Source organism: Photobacterium lipolyticum (assembly GCF_003026475.1).
Lineage (GTDB): Bacteria > Pseudomonadota > Gammaproteobacteria > Enterobacterales > Vibrionaceae > Photobacterium > Photobacterium lipolyticum.
The window spans coordinates 1-23,661 of record NZ_PYMC01000018.1 but is presented as its reverse complement, the minus strand read 5'-3'; the positions used below and the strand labels follow the sequence as shown (position 1 = coordinate 23,661).

21 protein-coding genes and 1 other RNA gene are annotated in these 23,661 nt (G+C 42.4%); 10 read left to right on the top strand and 12 right to left on the bottom strand.

Annotation, left to right across the window (positions count from 1 at the left end):
• The first annotated feature begins 10 nt into the window (after positions 1-10).
• Positions 11-3,520, top strand: coding sequence for an RNA-binding domain-containing protein (locus C9I89_RS18795; RefSeq protein WP_107284857.1), 3,510 nt, complete (start codon positions 11-13; stop codon positions 3,518-3,520).
• Between the two features lie 958 nt (positions 3,521-4,478).
• Here C9I89_RS18795 and C9I89_RS18785 read toward each other — a convergent pair.
• The 8 genes from C9I89_RS18785 to smpB form a co-directional block, all read right to left on the bottom strand.
• Positions 4,479-4,940, bottom strand: a complete 462-nt coding sequence (locus tag C9I89_RS18785; RefSeq protein ID WP_107284855.1) for a hypothetical protein — start codon at positions 4,938-4,940, stop codon at positions 4,479-4,481.
• Positions 4,930-6,405: a YfjI family protein gene (locus C9I89_RS18780; protein WP_107284854.1), complete on the bottom strand. Its 1,476-nt coding sequence runs from the start codon at positions 6,403-6,405 to the stop codon at positions 4,930-4,932. Before C9I89_RS18780 ends, C9I89_RS18785 begins: the two co-directional genes overlap by 11 nt.
• Complete coding sequence (locus C9I89_RS18775; RefSeq protein ID WP_107284853.1) at positions 6,402-7,310, bottom strand: toprim domain-containing protein; 909 nt, start codon at positions 7,308-7,310, stop codon at positions 6,402-6,404. Before C9I89_RS18775 ends, C9I89_RS18780 begins: the two co-directional genes overlap by 4 nt.
• Positions 7,310-7,579, bottom strand: coding sequence for a helix-turn-helix transcriptional regulator (locus C9I89_RS18770; RefSeq protein WP_107284852.1), 270 nt, complete (start codon positions 7,577-7,579; stop codon positions 7,310-7,312). Before C9I89_RS18770 ends, C9I89_RS18775 begins: the two co-directional genes overlap by 1 nt.
• 387 nt (positions 7,580-7,966) lie before the next feature.
• Positions 7,967-8,827 (bottom strand): hypothetical protein, encoded by an 861-nt coding sequence (locus C9I89_RS18765; RefSeq protein WP_107284851.1) that lies wholly within the window; start codon positions 8,825-8,827, stop codon positions 7,967-7,969.
• 121 nt (positions 8,828-8,948) lie between these two features.
• Positions 8,949-10,199, bottom strand: coding sequence for an integrase domain-containing protein (locus C9I89_RS18760; RefSeq protein WP_107284850.1), 1,251 nt, complete (start codon positions 10,197-10,199; stop codon positions 8,949-8,951).
• A 165-nt stretch (positions 10,200-10,364) separates the two neighbouring features.
• Positions 10,365-10,732, bottom strand: a transfer-messenger RNA (tmRNA) gene (gene ssrA, locus C9I89_RS18755).
• Between the two features lie 109 nt (positions 10,733-10,841).
• On the bottom strand, positions 10,842-11,324 hold the full coding sequence (gene smpB / locus C9I89_RS18750) for an SsrA-binding protein SmpB (protein WP_107284849.1): 483 nt from the start codon (positions 11,322-11,324) through the stop codon (positions 10,842-10,844).
• Positions 11,325-11,555: 231 nt separating this feature from the next.
• On the opposite strand from smpB, the gene C9I89_RS18745 reads away from it, so the two are divergent.
• Both C9I89_RS18745 and C9I89_RS18740 read left to right on the top strand, forming a co-directional pair.
• Entirely contained in the window at positions 11,556-11,990 is a 435-nt protein-coding gene (locus C9I89_RS18745; protein ID WP_107284848.1) for an SRPBCC family protein, read from the top strand.
• Positions 11,980-12,312, top strand: coding sequence for an RnfH family protein (locus tag C9I89_RS18740; protein WP_107284847.1), 333 nt, complete (start codon positions 11,980-11,982; stop codon positions 12,310-12,312). Before C9I89_RS18745 ends, C9I89_RS18740 begins: the two co-directional genes overlap by 11 nt.
• 88 nt (positions 12,313-12,400) lie before the next feature.
• Here C9I89_RS18740 and bamE read toward each other — a convergent pair whose 3' ends face one another.
• The 3 genes from bamE to nadK all read right to left on the bottom strand — a co-directional run bounded on the left by bamE (position 12,401) and on the right by nadK (position 15,673).
• Positions 12,401-12,757: an outer membrane protein assembly factor BamE gene (gene bamE, locus C9I89_RS18735; RefSeq protein WP_107284846.1), complete on the bottom strand. Its 357-nt coding sequence runs from the start codon at positions 12,755-12,757 to the stop codon at positions 12,401-12,403.
• Positions 12,758-12,948: 191 nt separating this feature from the next.
• On the bottom strand, positions 12,949-14,616 hold the full coding sequence (gene recN, locus C9I89_RS18730; protein WP_107284845.1) for a DNA repair protein RecN: 1,668 nt from the start codon (positions 14,614-14,616) through the stop codon (positions 12,949-12,951).
• A gap of 175 nt (positions 14,617-14,791) precedes the next feature.
• The gene (nadK, locus tag C9I89_RS18725; RefSeq protein WP_107284844.1) at positions 14,792-15,673 is read right to left on the bottom strand and encodes an NAD(+) kinase; all 882 of its coding nucleotides are present in this window, start codon (positions 15,671-15,673) and stop codon (positions 14,792-14,794) included.
• Positions 15,674-15,887: 214 nt separating this feature from the next.
• Here nadK and grpE point away from each other — a divergent pair, with 214 nt between their 5' ends.
• From grpE to dnaJ, 3 genes are all read left to right on the top strand, one after another.
• Positions 15,888-16,511 (top strand): nucleotide exchange factor GrpE, encoded by a 624-nt coding sequence (gene grpE / locus C9I89_RS18720; RefSeq protein WP_107284843.1) that lies wholly within the window; start codon positions 15,888-15,890, stop codon positions 16,509-16,511.
• A 210-nt stretch (positions 16,512-16,721) separates the two neighbouring features.
• Entirely contained in the window at positions 16,722-18,641 is a 1,920-nt protein-coding gene (dnaK, locus tag C9I89_RS18715) for a molecular chaperone DnaK (protein WP_107284842.1), read from the top strand.
• Between the two features lie 88 nt (positions 18,642-18,729).
• Positions 18,730-19,869 carry a molecular chaperone DnaJ gene (gene dnaJ / locus C9I89_RS18710; protein WP_107284841.1) on the top strand — a complete coding sequence of 380 codons (1,140 nt, stop codon included), beginning with the start codon at positions 18,730-18,732 and terminating at the stop codon, positions 19,867-19,869.
• Positions 19,870-19,981: 112 nt separating this feature from the next.
• On the opposite strand, the gene C9I89_RS18705 is transcribed toward dnaJ, so the two are convergent.
• A complete protein-coding gene (locus C9I89_RS18705) occupies positions 19,982-20,362 on the bottom strand; it encodes a type IV pilin protein (protein WP_107284840.1) in 381 nt (126 codons plus the stop codon).
• Positions 20,363-20,495: 133 nt separating this feature from the next.
• On the opposite strand from C9I89_RS18705, the gene C9I89_RS18700 reads away from it, so the two are divergent.
• From C9I89_RS18700 to C9I89_RS18685, 4 genes are read left to right on the top strand one after another with little or no spacing between them, the layout of a single operon-like run.
• Complete coding sequence (locus C9I89_RS18700) at positions 20,496-21,083, top strand: GspH/FimT family pseudopilin (protein ID WP_107284839.1); 588 nt, start codon at positions 20,496-20,498, stop codon at positions 21,081-21,083.
• Entirely contained in the window at positions 21,061-21,696 is a 636-nt protein-coding gene (locus C9I89_RS18695) for a PilW family protein (protein ID WP_107284838.1), read from the top strand. Before C9I89_RS18700 ends, C9I89_RS18695 begins: the two co-directional genes overlap by 23 nt.
• Positions 21,696-22,949: a hypothetical protein gene (locus C9I89_RS18690; RefSeq protein ID WP_107284837.1), complete on the top strand. Its 1,254-nt coding sequence runs from the start codon at positions 21,696-21,698 to the stop codon at positions 22,947-22,949. Before C9I89_RS18695 ends, C9I89_RS18690 begins: the two co-directional genes overlap by 1 nt.
• A complete protein-coding gene (locus C9I89_RS18685) occupies positions 22,939-23,355 on the top strand; it encodes a type IV pilus modification PilV family protein (protein ID WP_107284836.1) in 417 nt (138 codons plus the stop codon). The genes C9I89_RS18690 and C9I89_RS18685 overlap by 11 nt, the downstream gene beginning before the upstream one ends.
• Positions 23,356-23,661 lie beyond the last annotated feature (306 nt).

The following is a 23,661-nucleotide window of genomic DNA, read 5'->3' as shown; positions in this document are numbered from 1 at the left end:
AGGATAGATAATGAAAAAGCATACTGAAGATCGCTTAGAAGATGCCATTGAATATCACCTTGTTGAAAATGATAAGTACATTAAAGGTGATTCAGCTGATTATGATACTGGCATGGCACTAGAACCCAAGCGGTTTATTGAATTTATTAAAGAAACACAATCAAAAACATGGCAAGCATTAGAAAAGATCCATGGTGATAATACCGCTGCTATGGTTTTGGCCGACCTAACGAAACACCTTGAGACTCAAGGGATGCTAAATGTACTGCGTTACGGATTTAAGTGTTACGGTAAAAAGCTTAAAACAGCGTATTTCTTGCCAAATAATAATTTAAATGAAGACACCCTAGCGCTGTATAACCAAAACGTATTATCTGTTACCCGCCAGCTCTATTTTTCTAGTGATAATACCAAATCAATTGATTTAGTGATTTTTTTAAATGGCCTACCTGTTATCACTATCGAGTTAAAAAATCCGCTTTCTGGTCAAACAGTTGAAGATGCTAAGAAGCAATACAGAGATGATCGAGAGCCGAATGAAAAGCTATTTCAATTTAAAACGCGGGCATTGGTGCATTTTGCGTTAGACCAAGATTTGGCTTTCATGACCACGCATTTAAGTGGCAAAAAAACCTTCTTCTTACCGTTTAATTTAGGCTTCAATGAAGGCGCGGGTAACCCACCGGCAAAAGATGGTGGCTACCGGACGGCTTACTTGTGGCGTAACGTTTTAAAAAGCGATAGCTTATTGGACATTCTTAGTAAGTTTATGCACTTACAAGTTGAAGAAAAGAAGATCCTGAAAGATGGTGTGATCAAAAAAGTTAAGAAAGAAACCATGATCTTCCCGCGCTATCATCAGTTAGACGTGGTGCGCAATTTAATCAGTCATTCAAAAGAACACGGCGCAGGTAAGAATTACTTAGTTCAACACTCTGCGGGCTCTGGTAAATCAAATTCTATTGCATGGTTAGCGCATCGTTTATCTAGCTTGCATGACCAAGACGACGAAAAAATATTTCATTCAATTGTTGTAGTAACAGACAGAAAAGTACTCGACCAACAACTGCAAGACACCATTTATCAATTTGATCATAAGCAAGGTGTTGTGGTGAAAATTGATGAGGACACTCGTCAGTTGGTTAAAGCGTTAGCAAGTGGCACGCCAATTATCATTACTACCGTACAAAAATTCCCTTTTGTAACAGAGACCATAGAAAAGCTTAAAGAGGAAGAAGGCGAAGATTCAATTCACCTTGATACCACAGGTAAGCGATTTGCAGTAATTGTGGATGAAGCGCATAGTTCACAGTCAGGCGAGACGGCCATGGATATGAAGTATGTACTTAATAAACAAGGTATTGAAGAAAAAGCTACTGAATACATTGCTGAACATGGTGAGGATGACGAAGAAGACGAAGTGATCCGCACTATGTTACGACGTGGGAAACAGGAGAATATTAGCTTTTACGCATTTACCGCAACACCTAAATACAAAACGAAAAAAATATTCGATGAGCCGGGTAAAAATGGGAAATCACCTTTTCACAATTACACTATGCGCCAAGCGATAGAAGAGAAATTTATTCTCGATGTGTTAGCAAGTTACACCACGTATGAGACTTATTTTAAGATCACTCAAACAGCGGAAGACGATAAACACGTTGAGCGAAAAAAAGCAGCTCGAGCTTTAGCCAGATTCTTAACCTTGCACGCCCACAACATATCGCAAAAAACGGAAGTAATGGTTGAGCATTTTCGTACTCATGTAAAACATAAAATTGGTGGTCGTGCCAAAGCTATGGTGGTGACTGACTCACGGTTACATGCCGTACGTTATAAGCAAGCTTTTGATAAGTATATAAATGACAAAGGTTACGACGATGTGAAATCGCTTGTTGCGTTCTCTGGCACAGTAGATGACCCAGATGCGCCTGGTAAAAGCTATACCGAAGTTGCTATGAATAATGGTATCCCTGAAAAGCAATTACCAGAAGAGTTTTCTACCAACGAGTATCAAGTTTTGTTGGTAGCTGAAAAATATCAAACCGGATTTGATCAACCGTTTTTACACACCATGTATGTTGATAAAAAACTATCTGGAATTCAGGCAGTTCAAACGTTATCACGCTTAAATCGTATGGCTGCGGGAAAAGAAGATACCTTTGTTTTGGACTTTAGAAATAAACAAGAAGAGATCTACAAAGCATTTAAACCTTTCTACAAAGTCACAGAAGCGGAAGAGTTAACTGACCCTCATCATTTATACCGACTACAAGGACAAATTGAAGAATTTCAAATCATATTTACGCTGGAAATAAATGATTTTTGTAAGGTCTATTTTGCTCCAAAACGAAAAGAGTCCGTACACGATCATGCCAAGATGAACGGTATTCTTGATTTAGCGATTGAACGCTACAAAGAGCTTGCTGAAGAAGAACAAGCTGAGTTTAAATCGTTATTAGTGAATTTTAGAAATATGTACAGTTTTTTATCTCAAGTCATGCCTTACCAAGACTCTGATTTAGAAAGGCTTTATACATATTTGCGCTTTTTACTGACTAAGTTACCAAGAGATGCTTCGGGCCCGGGGTATAAATTAGATGAAGATGTAGAGCTTGAATATTACAGACTTCAGAAAATAAGCGAAGGTTCAATTAATCTTGAACCGGGATCGGCAGACCCACTTAAAGGGGCAAGTGAAGTAGGAACAGGCAAAACAACGGAAGAAGACATTGCGTTGTCTGAGTTGATTAAAATTCTTAATGACCGATTTGGTACTGAGTTCACAGAAGCAGACCAACTATTCTTCGATCAAATTGAAGCTGAAGCTAATGCTGATGAAGATCTAAAACAAGCAGCTCAAGCTAACTCCATGAGTGACTTTGAAAGTATCTTTGAAAAGGCATTTGAAGGACTAGTTATCGACCGAATGGATGGTAACGAAGACATATTCACACGTCTAATGGGGGATGCTGAATTCAGAACAATGGCATCTAAAAACTTGATGAAGAAAGTTTATAAGAAACTGTCATCAAGCAATACCAGTGAAGAAGATCAAATTAAGCTACTTATTCTCGACGGTGAGTCAAAACTCCTTGAGTTCAAACAGACTTTCTCAATGGATGTGAAAAAGCAATCTCAAGAGAGTCACATTGAGAAATCTGCATTAAAAACAATTGTAGGTTTCTTAAATTCCGAAGGTGGTAACTTGCTAATCGGTGTTAATGATGGAACAGTGCTAGGGGTTGATACAGAAGTTCGTAAGTTTTTCAAAAACAATGACAAGTATCTGTTAAATATCAAAAATAACTTGAAAGCCAAGATTGGTCGAGACTTCTACCCACTAATTGATCCCACCATAATTACAGTGGATAGAAAATCAGTGCTGAGGGTTAACTGTACTGCATCTAATACGCCTTGCTTCTTAGAAGACAAAGAGTTCTACGTGAGAAATGGTCTTTCGAATGATTTACTTGAAGGTAAAGCTCTGCATAACTACATAACAGAGCACTTTTAAAACGGTAATCAAGGCAATGAGAAGCTTAAATATACATTTGTGGCTAATAAATAGCCCCATACAGTAATAAATAATGTTTATTTGCATATTTAGGCTTTTCAACCTCGATTAACTCACTAAAAAGTTACCACGAACTTTCTAAGACGAGTACGCCCACAGATATAAGTAAAGTATGACAAAATCACATAAACAAGTTGTGAATGAGTCACGGCTCTAAATGAAAATGGGACCTAATTAAGACAGATTAAGTCTGATCAGTACATATTATGTGGCAGGCTTTGTCAGTTAACATCCATATTTTTATTAACCGGTTCTTGTTTACCCACCTCCCCAAACATCCGATCAAACTGCTCGAGTGATAGCTTCAAATACTGCCTCTCAAGCAGCCTTAACTTTGCGGTAGCAGTATCAAAGGTGTTATAACGCATCCATTTAGGTTTTGGCCATAGAAAAGAGTTATCACAAAGGTTATTCAATCCGGGGCAACTAGCGCCCCATATGCTTTTACGAATGTCACGAATTTTTCTGGCTAAGCGTTCCAGTTTGCATTCGCTCTGGCAAGCGTAGCTAAGTTTCAAGCAAGTGCGGCAGGCATATGCTTCTGATACCGCGTAAAGGTGCTGTCGTTGCCTGGAGCAATAAGGGCAAACTAGATATAGCTTATTGCTAGCACTTCGGTTATCCAGCTTTAATGGAATGAGGTGTTTACGACTTTGGATGTTGAAAATCATCGCTCGGCCCCAATTGCTTGAAACTATCAGCCTGAATATTTGGTGTTCTTGTCCCAGGTTACTATTGCCTACTCTGTAGATTCCTGGATTGGCGTTTAGCATTGGGCGAAAAGTTTTCGCTGATATACGAAAATATTGTTCTGTGTAAGATCTGGTTCGCTCTGTAGACATTACTGTGATCCTCTTTTGCTTAGTACGAAAAACAGGCTATAACTTGATGTTTTAGGTTAATAAAAAGGCGACTGCATATTACAGATAGCTTTTCTCAACCATTTATTGGCCTGAAACCGTGCGCGACCTTCTTTCTTTATAACCACCTGTTCTTCTGTAAATGCTATTAGGTAATGCTTTGAATACTCCTCGGCAAGTTGTGGTCGTTTGCTGGGGGCGGCTTGCCTAAGCTTTTTGGCTATCCATTCTGTATCACTTCCATAACCATGAAATTCTTCGGCTCGGTAATGATGGGTAGGCAAGCACTCCCCATCAATATGTTCGACTAAATTTAAACCTGTTGGATGTGGCGACAACGGCGACAACGGCGACTTTTCAGTAATGGCGGGGTGTTGCGGTGGCGACATATTGGCGACATTTGGCGACACGATGGCGGTTGCCATCAAAGGCTTACCCTGAGTTGGGGCAGATAACTGCCCCGATTGCTTTGCTATGGCTTTTTGAAGGTCAAATAGCATTGGTCAGCCTCCATGCCTCCTTTGTTGGTTTTCCGCCGATATCTACTCCTTTAGGTAGTCGAATTATCCAATTGTATTCTTCTAGTAGTTCCAGTAGTGCTCTTGCATCTTTGGCCTTACGGGCAAACCTTGGTGCATTCCGGCAAACCTTACGTAGGTTAAAATTTTGCCAGCCTTTGTTTATTAGCCACTGGTAAAGCTCATTAGCATTGGCAAGTTCGGGGTTCACCTCGATTTGCTTTTGAAGTCGTAATTGCTCGTTGAGATAGTAACCGATCAACACTATTGCACTACTTATGGTTTCGTTCGTGATGCTGGTGGCATCGGGGTTCTCAATTAAAGTGAGTACGGCGGCAATTCTAAGTGTTTGCTCTGCTGCTTTACTTGCTTCAGCCTTAATATTACCTAGCTCCTGATGATTGCCTATGGCTGTTTCTATGGCGTTGTAGGACTTGATCCATGACATCTTGGCTTTTGCAGATAATGGCAGCTCTCGGGGTTGTAGATTTCCGTTCTCATCTAGTGAAGGCTCTATATCATGTGCTTTGCTTAATGCTTGCCTATATCGCTGCGCTGCTGGTTTTTGGCTTATATCCATTCCATTGTACAGACGTGTTCCTGCGATAGACTCAGGAGCGACAATCAAGAAACGAGCTAGCAACCCTTGACCAGATAAGATGGGATCGCTTAATACACGTTTGGCTACAATAGGTTGAATCATTAAATGAACTGAGAGCCTGGGGTTACAAATAAACATGCTTTCGCCTTCACCCGCTCTAGTTCTTGCTTGGTCGCTGCCATCCCAAAGGCGGCTTAATCCTGCTGCGCTTTTTAGTTGTTGCTCAGCGCTCATAGCATGGCCACCAAAAAACTGGCCACCCTCATCATTAAATAAACCCTGGCTTGGTAACCCTTTAGCAAAGCTTTTTTGCAAACCTTCTATCGTTGGTTCATCTGCCAATAGATTTGGCTGCTTTGGTGCGATAGGTTCTTTTAATTCGTGAAGTCTGGCTCTTGTTTCATCTGGACCTAATTTTTTATTATTCAGGATAAGTTTTTTCTCTTTTTCAAAAACTTGAATATCATCCTGATAACATTTGACTGAAGCTTTATAGTCGCTTTGTAATTTTGCTTGAGCTTGTTTAGCTGGGGCTAGAGCACATTTATCAGTAGCTGATTTACGATCTCCTGATTCGGCTATAGTTAGACAAAAAAGGCTTATGGGGTAAGAGCGTCCGTCAATGTTTACATTAGCTATATGTTGAACCGCTAGCGCGGCGGCAGCTAACACACTGTTACCAGCCATTGCTGGTGGAACTTGTATACCTTCAGCTATAATTTTCGCGGCATTGCCGAGCACGGCCCCCAGAGCATCAAGTGGGTATGGTTCTGATTTTATAGCCTCCGGAATAAGAGGTAGAGGTTGTAGATCCTGCTCTGGTTTTATAGCAATAACATCACTCATTCGGTTACCTCCATTAGCAGAGGCTCAATCAGGTTCCTTACTTTGTAAAGACCTTGGTTGACATGAATATCATTAAAATCTGTACTTTTGTCCTTTGCATCAAACTCAGGTATTACCAGAAAACAATGGGCTACTTTTGCCGCAGATTTTGCTTTTGTAATTCCTGGATTACCGGGAGTAAGATGATCATTATCGGCACATATGATCAGTGTGGCGTTTGGGTGCTGGCTACTTAGATTTACCGCTACAGGGGCTAAGTTGTTGGCATTAAATGCACATACAACGGGTAAGCCGGTAGCTTGATGAAGCGTTGCGGCAGTGGCGTAGCCCTCACATATAAGTATTTTTTTTGGGGCTGTGTTATCACTAAGCCAGCACATGCCACCTATAGTCCGTCCACCAGCTTTAAAGTATTTATTTCCATTTGGTTGAATGAATTGAAGGCTGATTAGTTGGCCGTTTATGTCATATATGGGCACTAATAAGAATTTACCTAACAGGCGGCATCCATAGAGGTTTATTTGCTTATTTGTTGCGTAAGGATGCGTTGTTGCCGATTTTGCTTGCTGCCATAACTCACAGCATCTTCGTGCTGCTTGGTATTGGCGCTCGACCAGCTCCTGCTCGGCTTGCTGTCTCGCATTACTGATTATTTGATTGATATTAAATGATTCTAGCTGGCAGGAATTACCATCAACCCAATTAGATGTAATGCCGGTTTTCCAGCTACCAAATACTACAATGGGTAAGCCATCATTAAAGGATAACAACCATCCATTTTTACTATCTGGCTTGTCTTCTTTGATATTAAATCGTTGGATCTGGCCATAATCACAAAGACTAGGCATCGTCGTGGGGAAAATGCCTACTTGAGACATTGAATCTAAGAGTGAGGATATATTCATTATTCGCCCTCACCAGATTCAAGCTTTGATCGCTCTTTGATAAGAGACCTAACTAAGGCTTTAATTTCTTCCTTACTTTTACCTGCGATCATAGCTGTTAGTACGGTTGTATTTTCCTGCTCAACCCAGGCTACAGCACGGTTACCAAGAGATACTGGAGGTGGGATTAATCCGTCTTTGATACGGGTATAAAATGTGGATCTAGATAAGCCATAGCGCTTGATTACCTTTGGCATGCGCTCTAGTTTGGTAGCCGCTTGTGTAGTCATGTCTTATTACCTCTTATAAGAAGTTATTGAATGTGACTACAAGCATATTGGGGCCGGACATTTACTTCAGGTAAAAACGTCGAAAACTATTTCGCGTATTTACTTGAACTTGTTCCTAAATTACTGTAGGTCAGTTTTGGATGTGTGATGATGGATATAAATGGTGCGGTATCATTGCCACAATTATGAATGCTAGCCGAAACATTCAATTGATATTGTTGAATATGGAGTGTTGAACCTTGATTTCACTTGTTGATATGGGGTGAAGGCAGTTTTAGTGGTGAATGTAAGATGGGCTCCGGCTAGGGCGGAGGTCCATTTTGCTATGCTATTACTATTCATTTGGTTATGGTGGTGAGTAGTGCTTGGTGTGTGGGTTCAACGAACTCAGGTGGGTTGGTAGTTTATTTTTATGCCGCTCTGTTTAGATGCCAGTACCTCGTCGATTGTTATTATCGCTTCGGTCAATTGTCGCTTAAACTTTGTAAGGTCCCTTGGATACTTGATGTCTTTCCAGGTCGTTACTCCGATAATTTTGACTTCTGTCAGTGTTGTTTGATTGTGAATTCTTTCAATGACACTTTTTTTCTCACATTCAGGTAATGAACGAAATTTAGCTCTCAGGTTAATAATCAGGCTTTTACATTCTCGATGTTTTTTGCCCTCTATTTTTATATTTAATGCATCAAAGCGTTTTTTGATCACGTCTTCGTCAGCATCGAGAATGATACAGCAAAAGGTTATGGCATCAGCTTTCGTTGGAGTGAAATCATATGTGTCAGCATACTGGACCCATAGGTTGGCAAGAGTATCAAGCAAGTCTTCACTTTTTTTCTTATCGTGTAGTTTAGTCTTTAAAAATGAAGATTCTATGCCAATCAGGTTAAGAATTAACGGCAATTTATCGATGACCTCTCCAGCATATTCTTCCCAAAACTTTGCGTCTACTGGGTTATCAAGGCTGGTTAGCTGGGACAGAAGGTTCTCTCTAAGAGAGCAAGCCAGCTCAAAACGAATGGCAGGATCGGACCTGGTTAAGGCTCTAGATAATATTTTTACAGCTTTGGGTATATCATCAAGATATTCTGTTTCTCTAATATATTCATTTGCTTTGCCTTTTTCGGGGGTTGGATGTGATTGCAGTTTTGCCCCCAGCACATCAAGAGCCTCTTTGATTTGTTCGCGGTTACAACCATTGCTTTTAAGTAGTTGCCTGATAGGTTGTTTTTCGTGCTCATCAATAAACATGTTTATTCCTTATTGTTGTATTTTGTCGCCATTTGTCGCCAGTGTGTCGCCATCGGCAGGCCGCATAAGCACTGGTTTGTCGCCGTTGTCGCCGTTGTCGCCACACTATATGCGATAATATTTAGCTGTTTATAGCTCTTAGCCCCTGGTGGTTTCCGGCAGCGAGGCTCATGCTGCCAGTGGCTGCTGTCTCGATATATTCACTCCACCAGTACATAAGTGCCTTACGGCGTTCTAAGTAGTCAGCACGGTTATAAGCTCTTCGCACTTCGTTCTTATCTATATGGGCAAGGGCGGCTTCGATGACGTCAGGATCAAATCCCTGCTCGTTTAAGGTGGTGCTTGCTAACGCACGTAAACCGTGAGCGACTAAAATTCCACTAAAGCCCATGCGCTTTAATGCAGCATTAGCTGTTTGCTCGTTGGTGTGCCGAGTCGGGTCTCTATCTGCCGGGAAAACATGTTCACGGTGACCACTAATGGGTTTCATGGCTTCGAGTAAGCTAAGTGCCTGTGGTGAGAGTGGTACTGTATGATCTTTTTTCTTTTTCATGCGTTCGGCTGGGATATTCCATAAGCATGCAGCGAAATCAAATTCGTTCCAGCGAGTACCAGCCGCTTCGCTTGGTCTTGTCATGGTATGCAGTTGCCATTCAATCAGGCCGCGTGTTGTTTTCTTTATACTTGCCGTAGACAGTGCTTTCATCAGTTCAGGCAATTGCTCTGGTTTGATAGTTGCCATGTTTTTCTTTTTTGGTGCCTCAAACGCCTTTTTGATGCCTGCGAGTGGGTTGCTTTCAATTAACCCTGTATTAACGGCATATATCATGATCTCATTCATGCGCTGGCATAAGCGCTTCACAGTTTCCAGGCTGCCTTTTGCTGCAATTGGCCGGATCACTTCAATGGCTTTAGGGGCTGCAACTTTATGAACTGGTAGGGGGCCTAGGGTGGGGAAAATATGTAGCTCAAGTGATCGCCAGATATCTTCGGCATAATCAGGTGTGACATCGGCTTTTTTTACTTCAAACCACATAGAGGCAATATTCTGAAAGGTGTTTTGGTGGGCCTCCTTCAGTATTTGTTGTTTTTGGTCTCTGTGCTCTTTGGGGTCGATATCCTTGGCCAGCAGTTCTCTGGCTTTTTCTCGCTCACGTCGTGCGTCAGCAAGTGATACTTCGGGATATGTGCCAAAACTAAGGCTTGTACGCTTTTTGGTATAGGGGCGGTAGTAATCTAATAGCCAGAGTTTTGAACCGTTGGGCCTAACTCGAAGAGCTAACCCGCCACCGTCTGAGAGATTGTAGACCTTCTCTTTTGCTTTGGCCTGCTTTACTTCCGTGTTAGTCAGAGGTTTCGTTATTCGTGCCATCGTAGTAGTACCGCCATAGTAGTATTGAGCTGGTACTACTAAAGGTACTACTAAAATTGCTGGATGTCCTAAGATTTTATCGGACGTTATAAATACAAGAAAGCCCGGTAAGTCATCAACCTACCGGGCTTTCTGGACATCCTAGGACGTCTTCGTATACGAATTTGGTGGAGCTGGCGGGATTTGAACCCGCGTCCAAAATCAATCTAACCATAGGCGCTACATGCTTAGTCTATCTTTATTCTCGTAAGTACACTGCGAACAGACACGCCATGTAAATACATACCAGAATTCTATTTCGCGGTTCAGCTCTCTAGTCAAAGCTTCCCTCGCTATCTCGTTTGGGTTTGAACTTCTATGATTCCCCGTCTTACAAGCGGAAGCTAGGGTAGAAGTGCTCTAACAGGTTATTAAGCTGCTAGTGCGTAGTTTTCGTCGTTTGCGACTATTTTTTTGCGGCTTTTTACGTGGCAAACCGCCCCACGGCATGCTCCACAAGCCTTCATGATCCTGTCGAATCCAGAATCAGCCCCAGAGTTTGTTACGAGAGCGATAGTAGCATAAAAATCTTTCTCGTCAACGAAATTACCTTTCCCTTAGTAATTATGGTTAATAAACCATCGCTTAACAAGTCGTTCTAGTCTATCTCGTGCTGTGTTTCATGATCCGCTGCTTATCACGCTGCCAATCACGGCTTTTGCTATCAGCACGCTTATCGTGAAGTTTCTTACCGCGCGCCGTGCCGATCTTTATTTTAACCCAGGATGCCTTCCAGTACATCGATAATGCGACAATGGTTTCACCATCTCGGTTAACGGCACCTAGCAGCTTGTCAATTTCACGGCGGTTTAATAACAGTTTACGTACGCGGGTAGGATCTGCGACGACGTGTGTCGATGCCGCATTAAGTGGTGTAATCGTTACCCCTGAAATAAAAGCTTCACCGTCGCGCAGGAATACGTAACTTTCTGAAATATTGACTTTACCATCTCGAATAGCTTTTACTTCCCAGCCTTGTAGTGAAAGACCGGCTTCGTATTCGGTTTGAATGGAAAATTCGTGGCGGGCTGTTTTGTTCTTTGCAATGGTATTGCTGCCCGGCTTACTTGGTTTTTTCTTGGCCATAGATACTCATTAATATATGTTGCTGTCCCAATTTGATGATTCATCATTTCGGTCGAAGAGAGTAAATGATCTTTTACTCAGCAGAGTTATACTGTTGAAAAGAAATCGAATTCGCTCTGATTTTGGCTGTTTGTCGTCTAATGGTATCATTGCGCTTCCTCTTCTCATAGATTTTGATTCTGAGTATTAAAATCTATGGGCTGAGGGACTTCTAAGGGTTAAGGAGAAACTATGCCTCAGATCACTCGCTCTGCACTTGTCCCGTTTAGTGCACAGCAAATGTTTGAACTCGTTAACGATGTTGAGTCTTATCCAACATTTTTGCCAGGTTGTTCAGGAACCAAAGTATTAGAAAGCTCTGATAAGTATATGACGGCGTCTGTGGATGTTGCTAAAGCCGGTATCCGCAAGACTTTTGTTACCCGCAATCAGCTGGTTGATTTTAATGCGATTGAAATGCAGCTAGTGGATGGACCATTTCAGAAGCTGGTTGGTGGATGGAAGTTTATTGAGTTAGACACGATGGCATGTAAAGTTGAATTAAATTTGGACTTTGAATTTACCAATGGGCTGGTTGAAGCGGCGTTTGGCAAGGTGTTCCGCGATCTGACTGGCAATATGGTCAGTGCGTTTACGCAGAGAGCAAAAGAAATCTATGATTACTGAAGATAAGTTGATCCATGTTGAGGTTGTTTATGCCCTTCCTCAAGCTCAGCGAGTGATAAAGCTGGCGATCACGCCGGATACTCAGGTTCATGAGATTATTGAGCAGTCTGGGGTACTTGAAATGTATCCGGAAATTGATCTCAAGAAAAATAAAGTGGGTGTTTACAGCCGTAATGTAAAGCTAAGCGCGACGGTTCGTGACGGTGATCGTATTGAGATATATCGTCCGCTATTAGCTGATCCGAAAGAGATCCGCCGTAAGCGTGCTGAGCAGGCCAAACAAGAAGCACTGAAAGCGAAGGCGGAAAGTAAAGAGAGTTAATTGCCTGCTAACAAAATAATGATACTAATCATTTGGTTGTACTGATTGGTGCTGGTTAAGAGAAAGCTCGCATAAGCGAGCTTTTTTATTAGTTCATGGCATCCATAAAGTTTGGCCCTGGCTGGTAATCGCCAGTCATACCAATCAATAAGTTTTGATCATCAAACGTTAAGATCAAATTTTTCTGTATGCTTTCTTCATGACCTGGCTGCTTGTAATACACGTAGTACCAAGTATTAGGATAACTTGGCTCTACAAGCATTGGCGAACCAAGTACAAAGCGGACTTGTTCTTGGTTCATGCCAAACCGAAGCCTATTGACGTCTGTCGCTTCAAGGTAGTTACCTTGGTTGATATCGATACGATAAACCAATCGTTCTATTACTGAGCAGCCACTAAGTAGACTTAACGCTAACGTTAGTGCGGCAAGGTTTTTCCAACTCATAGCATCCTGGCTTTTTAGCTTAAACTGCTGCGATGATAAACAAGCTCTTGGCAGAAGTAAAAAAGTGGTAAATAAAAAAACTCTAAGTGAGACTACTGTCAGACCCAATAGTTGCATTTCTACCCAGTTTATTTCATATCAGCCAAAATGATTAGCGATATGTTCAACTTATTTGACGGTGGAACATATCGTCAGGCTGCAATCAGCAGTTCTTTGGCGTTGGCCAGGGTTATGTCGGTGATTTCACTACCACCAAGCAGTCTTGCCAGTTCTGTTACTCGGGCTGGTTCATCTAATAGGCACATGCTAGTTTCGGTTTGGCCTTTATGCGTTTTTTTCGCAACAAACATCTGCTGGTGGCCGCACCCTGCTACCTGAGGTAGGTGAGTGACACACATTACCTGAGTCGAATCCCCAAGAGTACGTAGCATCTTGCCGACAATTGCCGCGGTTGGGCCGCTGATACCGACATCGACTTCATCGAAAATCAGGCTTGGTGTCTCGATTTTCTGAGCTGTGATCACTTGAATCGCCAGAGAAATACGCGAGAGTTCACCTCCGGATGCCACTTTACCTAAAGGTTGAAGTGGTTGCCCCGGGTTGGTTGAAACCAGGAAGGTTATAGTGTCAAAACCGAGCGGGCTAAGCATACCTTCAGGATCATTTTGAATGTCAATCTTGAAAATACCGTGTTCCATGCTGAGCTGATGCATACTTTCCGATATCTTTTTATCCAGCTCTTTCGCGTAACGCTGACGGCTTTTGCTGAGTTTTTCGGCAGCAGATAAGAATTTCTGGCGCTTGTTTTCTACTTGCTCGGCAATTTCTTCCAGTCGTTCGTCACTGCAATCAAGCTCTGCAAGTTCTTTCAGCAGATCCTGGTGCTTCTGATAGAGTTCATCGGGCATGACGTAATGCTTACGAGCAAGCGACAAGATTTTTGCCAGACGTTCTTCAAGATAGATTAAACGCTGAGGATCCATATCCAGATTATCCAGATAACCGCGAAGTTCCTGGCTGGCTTCCTGAACTTGAATGATGGCTTCTTCTAGCATTTGAGGAATAACATTCAAGTTGCTATCAAGTTCGCCCAGTGAAATCACTTGCTGACTAGCCATTTGAAGTAGCTGCAGGGCATTGCCATCATCATTGTCGTAGAGAGCAGATAATGCCGCTTGGCTGGAAACTACAAGCTCGCCACTATTTGACAGGCGTTTATGCTCTTCTTCTATCTCGTTGTATTCATCTTCAGCGAGTGCTAACTCATTGAGTTCTTTGATTTGATATTGGATTAGCTGCTTTTGTGCTTCATTCTCTTCACGGTTTTGGGTTAGGCGTTTTAATTCGTTATTTGCCTGGCGCCAGGCTTGGTAGGCCTTGCGTGTTTTATCCATTAACAGGTGGTGACCAGCGTATTGATCCAGCATTTGCTGCTGATAATCAGCTCTCATGAGTTGTTGGTGGGCATGTTGACCATGGATGTTGATCAACAATTGCCCTAACGCTTTTTGTTGTGAAGCGGGCACCGGGCTGCCATTAATGAAGCCACGAGAGCGGCCTTCTTTGGTGATCACCCGTCGCAGAATACACTCATCCCCTTCAGTTAGTTCGTTATCTTCTAACCAGCGGCGGGCTGCTTGATTGTTCTGTAATGAGAAGGTTGCAGCAATTTCTGCTTTGCCTTCATTGGGGCGAACCATTGCGGCTTCTGCTCGATCGCCTAAACACAGACCTAGAGCATCAATGGCAATAGATTTACCAGCACCAGTTTCACCCGTAATCGTGGTCATTCCTGGTTTCAGTTCAAATTCGAGGTTTTTGACAATTGCAAAGTTAGAGATCGTCATATGAACCAGCATATGTTCACCTGTTTAAATAAACACCTGTTTTTCCATACAGTATATACTGTATGGAAAAACAGTAAAGTGCGGATGTTGATTTTTCTTAAAAAGTTTGACGTTAGTTAACGTTATGAATTTAAGGAATAAAAAAGCCAGCATTAAAGCTGGCTTAAGGTATGGCGAAATGAGTCGGTTAGAACAGTTTGCTTGACCAGCCAAGCTTGCCTCTCAGTACGCTGTAGTAGCTGTAGTTTTTCGGATGGATAAGCTGTAATTGTTCGGGGCTCTGATAGATATGGATCTCATCTCCAGGGCTAACCGGTAACGATACCTGGCCATCACAACTGACTTCTAGTGTGCTGCCATTGGCTGGTGAAACCAGAAGTTTGATGCAACGGTTACCATCAACAACCAATGGACGGCTTGAGAGGGTGTGGGGGAACATCGGTACTAATGTGATGGCATTTAAGCTTGGCGATAAAATAGGACCGCCGCCAGACAGCGAGTAAGCTGTTGAGCCGGTTGGCGTGGCAATGATTAAGCCATCGGAACGCTGAGAAAAAGCGAAGATGTCATCGATATACACCTCAAACTCGATCATATGCGCTATTTTGTCTGGGTGAAGTACGGCTTCATTTAATGCTGCATTGCGACTTTTTATCTGGCCATGACGGTGAACTTCGGCCTCAAGCAAGAAGCGATGTTCAGTGACAAATTCACCATTTAAGACCAGCTCAAGATCTTGCTGAATACTGTCGGGATCAAGATCGGTCAGAAAGCCTAAGTTGCCTCTGTTTACGCCAATCACTGAAATATCAAAGCGGGAAAGTACGCGGGCAGCCCCAAGCATATTACCATCCCCGCCGACAACAATAGCGAGGTTCGCTTTATCACCAATAGTCAGCAGATCACATAAAGATTCTTGAGGAACGTCAAGATCATTAGCTAATCGATGATCGACTAATACGCTGTAGCCTTTGGCCGTTAACCAGTCATAGAGGCTTTTGTGAGTTTGCAGAGCATCTGGGTTTCTCGGCTTACCAATTAACGCGATTGTTTGAAAAATGCGCTTCATGTCCTTGATCCGACGAATGATAGTTGAGCCAGTATAGCCCTTGATTTGGAGACTTGTCGCGCTTTGTGAACGATCTCGGCTTGAATCATTGAACTTCATCCCCATAATAGGCGCAAGAACGTTTTTTTGAGTGGGCAATACGCATTTTATTCACTCACATTGATGAACAACGGTACTGATGTAAATAACAGTACCTTGGCGGAGAAGCGAAAGCATGAGCAACGAAGATAAAAAAGTACAGGATGAGCAGCTACAGAAAGACATTGCCGAAGCAGTTGAGACTGAAACAGCTGCCGAAGAAGAATATGTAGAGATGACAACAGAAGAGCTTCAGGCAGCGCGCATTGCCGAGCTTGAAGCTGCTCTGCTGACTAGCGAAGCTAAATCGAAAGAAGCGCAAGATGCAGCTCTTCGTGCTCGCGCTGAAGGCGAAAATGTACGCCGTCGTTCAGAATTAGAGATCGATAAGGCGCGTAAGTTTGCGCTGAGTAAGTTTGCCGAAGAGCTGTTGCCGGTTATTGATAACATGGAACGTGCTATCGACATGGCTGACAAAAATGATGATGCGATTAAGTCAATGATCGAAGGTGTTGAACTAACACTTAAGACTATGATTGATACGGTTGGAAAGTTTGGTCTGAAGCAAATCAATCCTGAAGGTGAAGCTTTTAATCCTGAGTACCATCAGGCAATGGCTCTTCAGGAAAGTGCAGAGCACGCCCCGAACACTGTGATGCTTGTAATGCAAAAGGGTTATGAGCTAAACGGCCGTGTGGTTCGCCCGGCAATGGTAATGGTATCTAAAGCCGCAGCGGGTAATATCGATACCCAAGCGTAATCATGTGCGGTGCTTTCAAAAGCCCGCTTCGGTGGGTTTTTTACTTTTTTACAATTTATTTTGATGTTGCCCCTTGAAAACAAAATGACTGGCCTTATTTAGTAGTCATACGACATCGTAAATACATTTTGTCTGGGGTTGAACCCCACATAGCGACTCCTCATTTTGGGATTCGCAAGTAAAACTAAACGAATTTCGGAGAAAAGCCTGATGGGTAGAATCATTGGTATCGACTTGGGTACAACCAACTCTTGTGTAGCAGTACTTGATGGCGATAAACCACGTGTAATTGAAAATGCAGAAGGTGAACGTACAACTGCATCTGTTGTCGCTTACACCCAAGATGGTGAAACTTTAGTTGGTCAACCGGCTAAGCGTCAGGCGGTAACAAACCCTGAAAATACATTATACGCAATTAAGCGTTTGATCGGTCGTCGTTTTGAAGATGAAGAAGTTCAGCGTGATATTAAAATCATGCCTTTCAAAATCGTTAAGGCTGACAATGGCGATGCATGGGTAGAAGTGAAAGGCCAGAAAATGGCTGCTCCTCAGGTATCTGCAGAAGTATTGAAGAAAATGAAGAAAACTGCAGAAGACTACCTTGGTGAAGAGGTAACGGCTGCGGTTATCACAGTACCTGCATATTTTAACGATGCACAACGTCAGGCAACGAAAGATGCCGGCCGTATCGCAGGTCTTGAAGTTAAGCGTATTATCAATGAACCAACAGCGGCTGCGCTGGCTTACGGTCTTGACAAAAAAGGCGGCGACCGCACTATTGCTGTTTATGACCTTGGTGGTGGTACGTTCGATATCTCAATCATCGAGATTGATGAGGTTGAAGGCGAGAAGACATTTGAAGTTCTTTCTACGAATGGTGATACACACCTTGGTGGTGAAGATTTCGATAACCGCATGATCAACTACTTGGTCGCTGAGTTCAAAAAAGACCAGGGTATTGACTTGCATAACGATCCATTAGCAATGCAGCGTCTGAAAGAAGCAGCTGAGAAAGCGAAAATTGAACTTTCTTCTGCACAACAGACTGATGTGAATCTTCCTTACATCACTGCGGATGCAACGGGTCCTAAGCACATGAACATCAAAGTGACTCGTGCGAAACTTGAGTCGCTGGTTGAAGATCTAGTTCTACGTTCTATTGAGCCTCTAAAAGTTGCTCTGGCTGATGCCGATCTTTCTGTCAACGAAATCACTGACGTAATTCTAGTTGGTGGCCAGACGCGTATGCCAATGGTTCAGGCTAAAGTGACTGAGTTCTTTGGCAAAGAGCCACGTAAAGACGTGAACCCTGATGAAGCAGTTGCTGTTGGCGCTGCGGTTCAAGGTGGTGTACTTGCGGGTGATGTGAAAGATGTTCTTCTTCTTGATGTAACGCCACTATCTCTTGGTATCGAAACCATGGGTGGTGTGATGACTAAGCTTATCGAGAAGAACACAACGATCCCAACTAAAGCAAACCAGGTGTTCTCTACTGCTGAAGATAACCAAAGCGCGGTAACAATTCACGTGCTGCAGGGCGAACGTAAGCAAGCGACTTATAACAAGTCTCTTGGCCAGTTTAACTTAGAAGGTATTCAGCCTGCACCTCGTGGTATGCCTCAAATCGATGTAATCTTCGATCTTGATGCGGATGGTATCCTGCACGTATCTGCGAAAGATAAAGGTACAGGTAAAGAGCAGAAAATCACTATTCAGTCATCTAGTGGCCTGAGTGATGAAGATATCGAGAAAATGGTTCAGGAAGCTGAAGCTAACAAAGAAGCGGACAAAAAGTTCGAAGAGTTAGTGACGGCTCGTAACCAGGCTGATCAACTGGTTCACGGTACTCGTAAGCAAGTTGAAGAAGCTGGTGATGCACTTCCAGCAGACGAAAAAGCGAAAATCGAAGCTGCTGTTTCTGAACTAGAAGAAGCACGCAAAAGCGAAGATAAAGAAGCCATTGATGCCAAAGTTCAAGCATTGATTGCAGCTTCTCAGAAGCTAATGGAAATTGCTCAGCAGCAAGCTCAGGCTCAACAAGCACAAGGTGCTGGTGAGCAACAAGAAGCACAGCAAGACGATAACGTTGTTGATGCTGAGTTTGAAGAAGTTAAAGAAGATAAAAAATAAGATAGTTAATTCATAATCTTATTTTAAGCACGGGCGTTGGGGGATACTCTTACGCCCGTAGCTGTATTTAGGCAGGTGACAGTTAAGTATGTCAAAACGCGATTTATACGAAGTTTTAGGTGTCGGCAGAGACGCCGCTGAGCGTGAAATTAAAAAGGCTTATAAGCGCCTTGCAATGAAATTTCACCCTGACCGTAATCAGGAAGATCCTGATGCGGGAGAAAAATTTAAAGAAGTCAAAAACGCTTATGAAATTCTGACCGATCCTCAGAAAAAAGCGGCTTACGATCAATATGGTCATGCTGCTTTTGAACAAGGTGGTATGGGCGGCGGTGGCGGCTACGGTGGCGGCGCTGATTTCGGCGATATTTTTGGTGATGTATTTGGCGATATCTTCGGTGGCGGTGGTCGTCGTAGTCAGCAGCGCGCACAACGCGGTGCCGATCTTCGCTACAACATGGAACTGACTTTAGAAGAAGCGGTTCGTGGCTGCTCGAAAGAAATTCACGTACCGACGCTGGTTGGTTGTGATTCTTGTGATGGTTCTGGTGCGAAAAGAGGCACATCGGCAACGACTTGTGGCACCTGTCATGGTCATGGCCAGGTGCAGATGCGTCAGGGATTCTTTGCGGTACAGCAAACCTGTCCACACTGTCACGGTCGCGGCAAAATCATCAAAGATCCGTGTAATAAGTGCCATGGTCAGGGGCGTGTCGAAAAGACCAAGACATTATCGGTCAAGATCCCTGCAGGCGTTGATACGGGTGATCGTATTCGTCTTGCTGGCGAGGGTGAAGCGGGTGAGTTTGGTGCACCAGCTGGCGATCTGTATGTACAGGTTCATGTTGCTGAACACGCAATTTTTGAGCGTGATGGTAACAACCTTTACTGTGAAGTTCCTGTCAGCTTTACGATGGCAGCTATCGGTGGTGAGGTTGAAGTGCCTACCCTTGATGGCCGTGTAAACTTGAAAGTGCCATCAGAAACCCAAACGGGTCGCATGTTCCGTATGCGCAACAAGGGTGTTAAATCTGTCCGTGGTGGTGCGGTTGGTGATTTGATCTGTAAACTGGTCGTCGAAACCCCTGTTAACTTGAGCGCTCGTCAGAAAGAACTGCTTCAGGAACTTGAAGAAAGCTTTGGTGGGAAAGCGGCAGGTAAGCACAAGCCGAAATCGGAAGGCTTCTTTGATGGTGTGAAGAAATTTTTTGATGATTTGACTGGTTAATGTTTGATTAGTTAGTAAAGAATAAATTAGAAGCCGGCGAAAGCCGGCTTTTTGTATTTATAGCAAATATAGAGTTGTCTAAAAAAACATAGCAAACTGTGTTGGTAATAGTTTATTTCCAACAATCTGTAGGCGTTGTTTCGCCAGTACTTTTAAGGGTCAGATCGCCACAGGTGTCGCTGCTTTGTAGTGCTGTTTTAATTGCGGATAAAGTATAACTCGTGGCTGTTGATGTAATCCCGTAGTTATACCGTTCACCACTATTATCACAAATAGTGCAAAGGCTGGAAGATATTGAACTAGGATAAGCAATGCCGTTTGTTCTGTTTTCTTCAATTGCCAATTGGATCATTGCCAAATCACTCATCGCTTTATTTCGATAACTCTTCAAGACATGTGATTGATAAGAAGGATAAGTAATAGCGGTCATTACTCCAATCACAGCGACAACAACCATCAACTCGATCAGGGTCACGCCATTTTGTTTGTCCATTGACTGTACTCTCTCATTTATCCGAGCTAACTCGATAACCTTTCTATTCTAATCAAAGACATTTTGCTGTGGTGATAACATATGAATCAAGTTGATATTGAGCTATCAGCATCTTTGAAAAGGGAGTTGGGTTATGGCTCGCGGAACATCTGGCAGATTACATTTCACATACAGCAATAATCTGAAGGTTAGCGGATTTACTCTGCTAGAGTTGTTGATTGCCATCGCGGTCATGACGATTCTGGCGACTGCTGCAGCACCTTCTTTTAGCTCGTTAATTGAGAGCAACAAGCTTAAACGGTTAGCGACAGAGATTGAGTGGTTGTTGGTTCAGGCAAAGTCTGAAGCGGTAATGAGAAATGAAAATTTGAAAGTGCATTTTGTTAGGGATGATTCTGGTGAATTGACATATCAGGCAGATGGTGAGTGGATACTTGCTGTGACATTAAAAGCAGCAGTGATTACAGATCGAGTTTCTGCAAAAAATGCAGCTATTGCATTAATAGATGGACAAGATTTTAAGGGAGTATCCATAAAAGCTTCAAATAATTATGTTAGCTATACGATTGATCCTATTCGTGCAACACCGAGCAATTCAGGGAGTTACGGGTTATATATAGATTCGAATCAAAACGTTAAAGTTATGATTAATCAATTAACTGGTCGGGTAAGAACGTGTGGCAAAACAGGGAAGTATTATGGCTATAAACCGTGTAGCTAACCATGTTCACCTTCAGCGAGGAATATCGCTAGTTGAATTGCTGATTGCGTCGAGTTTAGGTTTGATTGTTTTTACTTCTGTTGGGAGCATTTTTCTCAGCGGTTATAATATGGCAGCTGAGCGAACAAAGCAGCTTATGTTAGCTCAAGATGTGAATGATGCGATAAGGATTATGAAGGATGACATACAGCGAGCAGGTTATAGCTCAGATAATTCAGGATCTTTAACCTTATCAGGAGCCTCTTCGACCATTATAGTTGGTTCCGAAAATGATTCAATCAGCTATGTATACGAAGATGAAAGCGCGAAGTGGCGAATTGTGAAGTTTCGATTTAAATCGGCATCGCCGAATGTGATTCAAATGTGCGTAAATACGGTGCCAAAGTCATTAGGTGGTGTAGTCCTGAGTGATGCGAGTTGCGGAAGTGGGACTGTTTCATCATTGATGGATCAAGCTTACATAAACGTTACCAATTTTAATATTCAGCAAACGGCTCTATCTACCTCTTCTGCAACATCTTCACTTATCGATATTAGCTTATCTGCGACACTAAAAAATGCGAGTTATACAAAAACGGTATCAACAAAAATTAAAACAAGGAATTGGCACTAATGAAAAGTCAAAATGGAATGGCGACTTTATTAATAACAACCATGTTATTAGTGGTGTCATTATTGTTTTCATTAGCATCCTATAAAAATGTGTTTTACCAAATAAAGCGAACCCAGAATGAAGTATTAGCAAGACAAGCGCATTGGTTGGCTGAGGGAGGGCTGGAGTGTGGTTTTGCATCTATTAATAGTACTGGTGGTGTAAATGCAGCATTAATACCTTTAATTAGTGAGTGTGAAACCAAAACGGACTCTGATATTAATATTAATGCCTTGGGGACTAAATATGTAATGTCGTCCTTGGTATTAATTGATAATAAAGCTAAAGCATCTATTACTAAATCATTTCTATTAATATCCCAGAGTAGTGGTGCATTTAAATCGACATCAAATGTTACATTTGATGTGACTGGCGGTAATATGGATGTTTATCCTGACCCTAATATAAAAAATGGTGATGGATATGATTGTGTATTAGCTAGATTTTCTGGGGATGTTACTGTAAAAGGCACTCTCTTGAATAAAGGTCTCGACTCGACTTATCCACCATATTCAGACTTCGACTTTTCCGGGCCTCCAACTGCTGAATGTAATAGTAAATATAAGACAGTTTCAGTAAGTAACACATCATATTCATTGACTCCTGCTAGTTTTAAAAAAGATTTTATAAAATCAGCCAATTTAAACCCGTTTAAAGAACTGTTTGGTTACCCTAAAGAACAATGGAAAGAAGTTAAAAAAGAATTTGTTTCCATTACTCAAGGGGAAAGCTGTTCTGAAGCCATTGCAAGTCAAATTAGAGAAGGTGAGCAACGTATTTGGATAAACGGTAGTTGTGATTTTAAACATAACGCTAGTAAAATTAATACGGCGATGGAAGCCCCCGGGGCTGCTAAGTCAGCACTGATTCTTATCCAAGATGGTGTGGTTGGCTTTAATGGAGCGGCTACAAGTCTTAATATTATTATTTATCAGTTTCTAACACCTAAAACGGCACCTGATACGGCCTGGAAACCATCTGAAATTGAGTGGAATACTACGACGGTGGCCCCTCACGTAACGGATAAATCAAAATATGTGCACTATCAATATGGTGCTTTGCATACGAAAGGTGGATTTGTGTTTGATATGCCTGGTTATGATGCGAACATAAATGGAAGTGTGAATTTTTCATTTAATGGCGATATATTGAAAGAAGTTTTAACACCTTTTGCGAAGCCAAGATGGATCAAAGGATCATGGCATGATTTCTAAGTCTAAAGGGTTCAGCCTGATTGAAGTATTGATTTCGCTTGTTGTGCTTTCTGTCGGTGTGTTGGGGCTAGTGAAGCTGCAAACCTATATGGAAGTGAAATCCGAAAATGCGCTTTACAGTATAGATGCCCTGCATCTGGCTGAGGAGAAGCTGGAACTGTTTCGAACACGCTCCCAAAGTGCAGCAACGGGTACAATGGCATATATTGATATTAAATCTTCGCCTTCGCCTGAGTCTCTATCTATGGCAGGGATGACAGTAAGCCGAGTTGTCACAGTGAAAGATGATACACCTGTCGCTGGGGCCAAAAAGATTAAGGTGACAGTTAGCTGGACCGATCGCTGGAATAACACACAGAGTGTGGCTTTAGAGACTGTCATCTCTAAATACAGCGAGTTTGATTAGCTCTTATTTGTCATTTCTGTCATCAAAAGCGATAGCAGCACACTCAAAATAACCGATATTGCGCAAAAAGTGCGCAGTCGGTTTTTTTATTAAAAAAAACTATTGTCATCCTCAATTATCTCCCTATAATTCGCTTCCGTTGTCACGACAAACTACGAGTAGATAGCCGAGATAACAACGTTCTTTAACAATTTGACCATGCAATCTGTGTGGGCACTCGTGAAATGATTAGTCAAAAAGATTTATCAATGAACTGAGTGACCGAACGATATGGTTCCTGCAGAGGAATGGTATTGGCACAGTCAA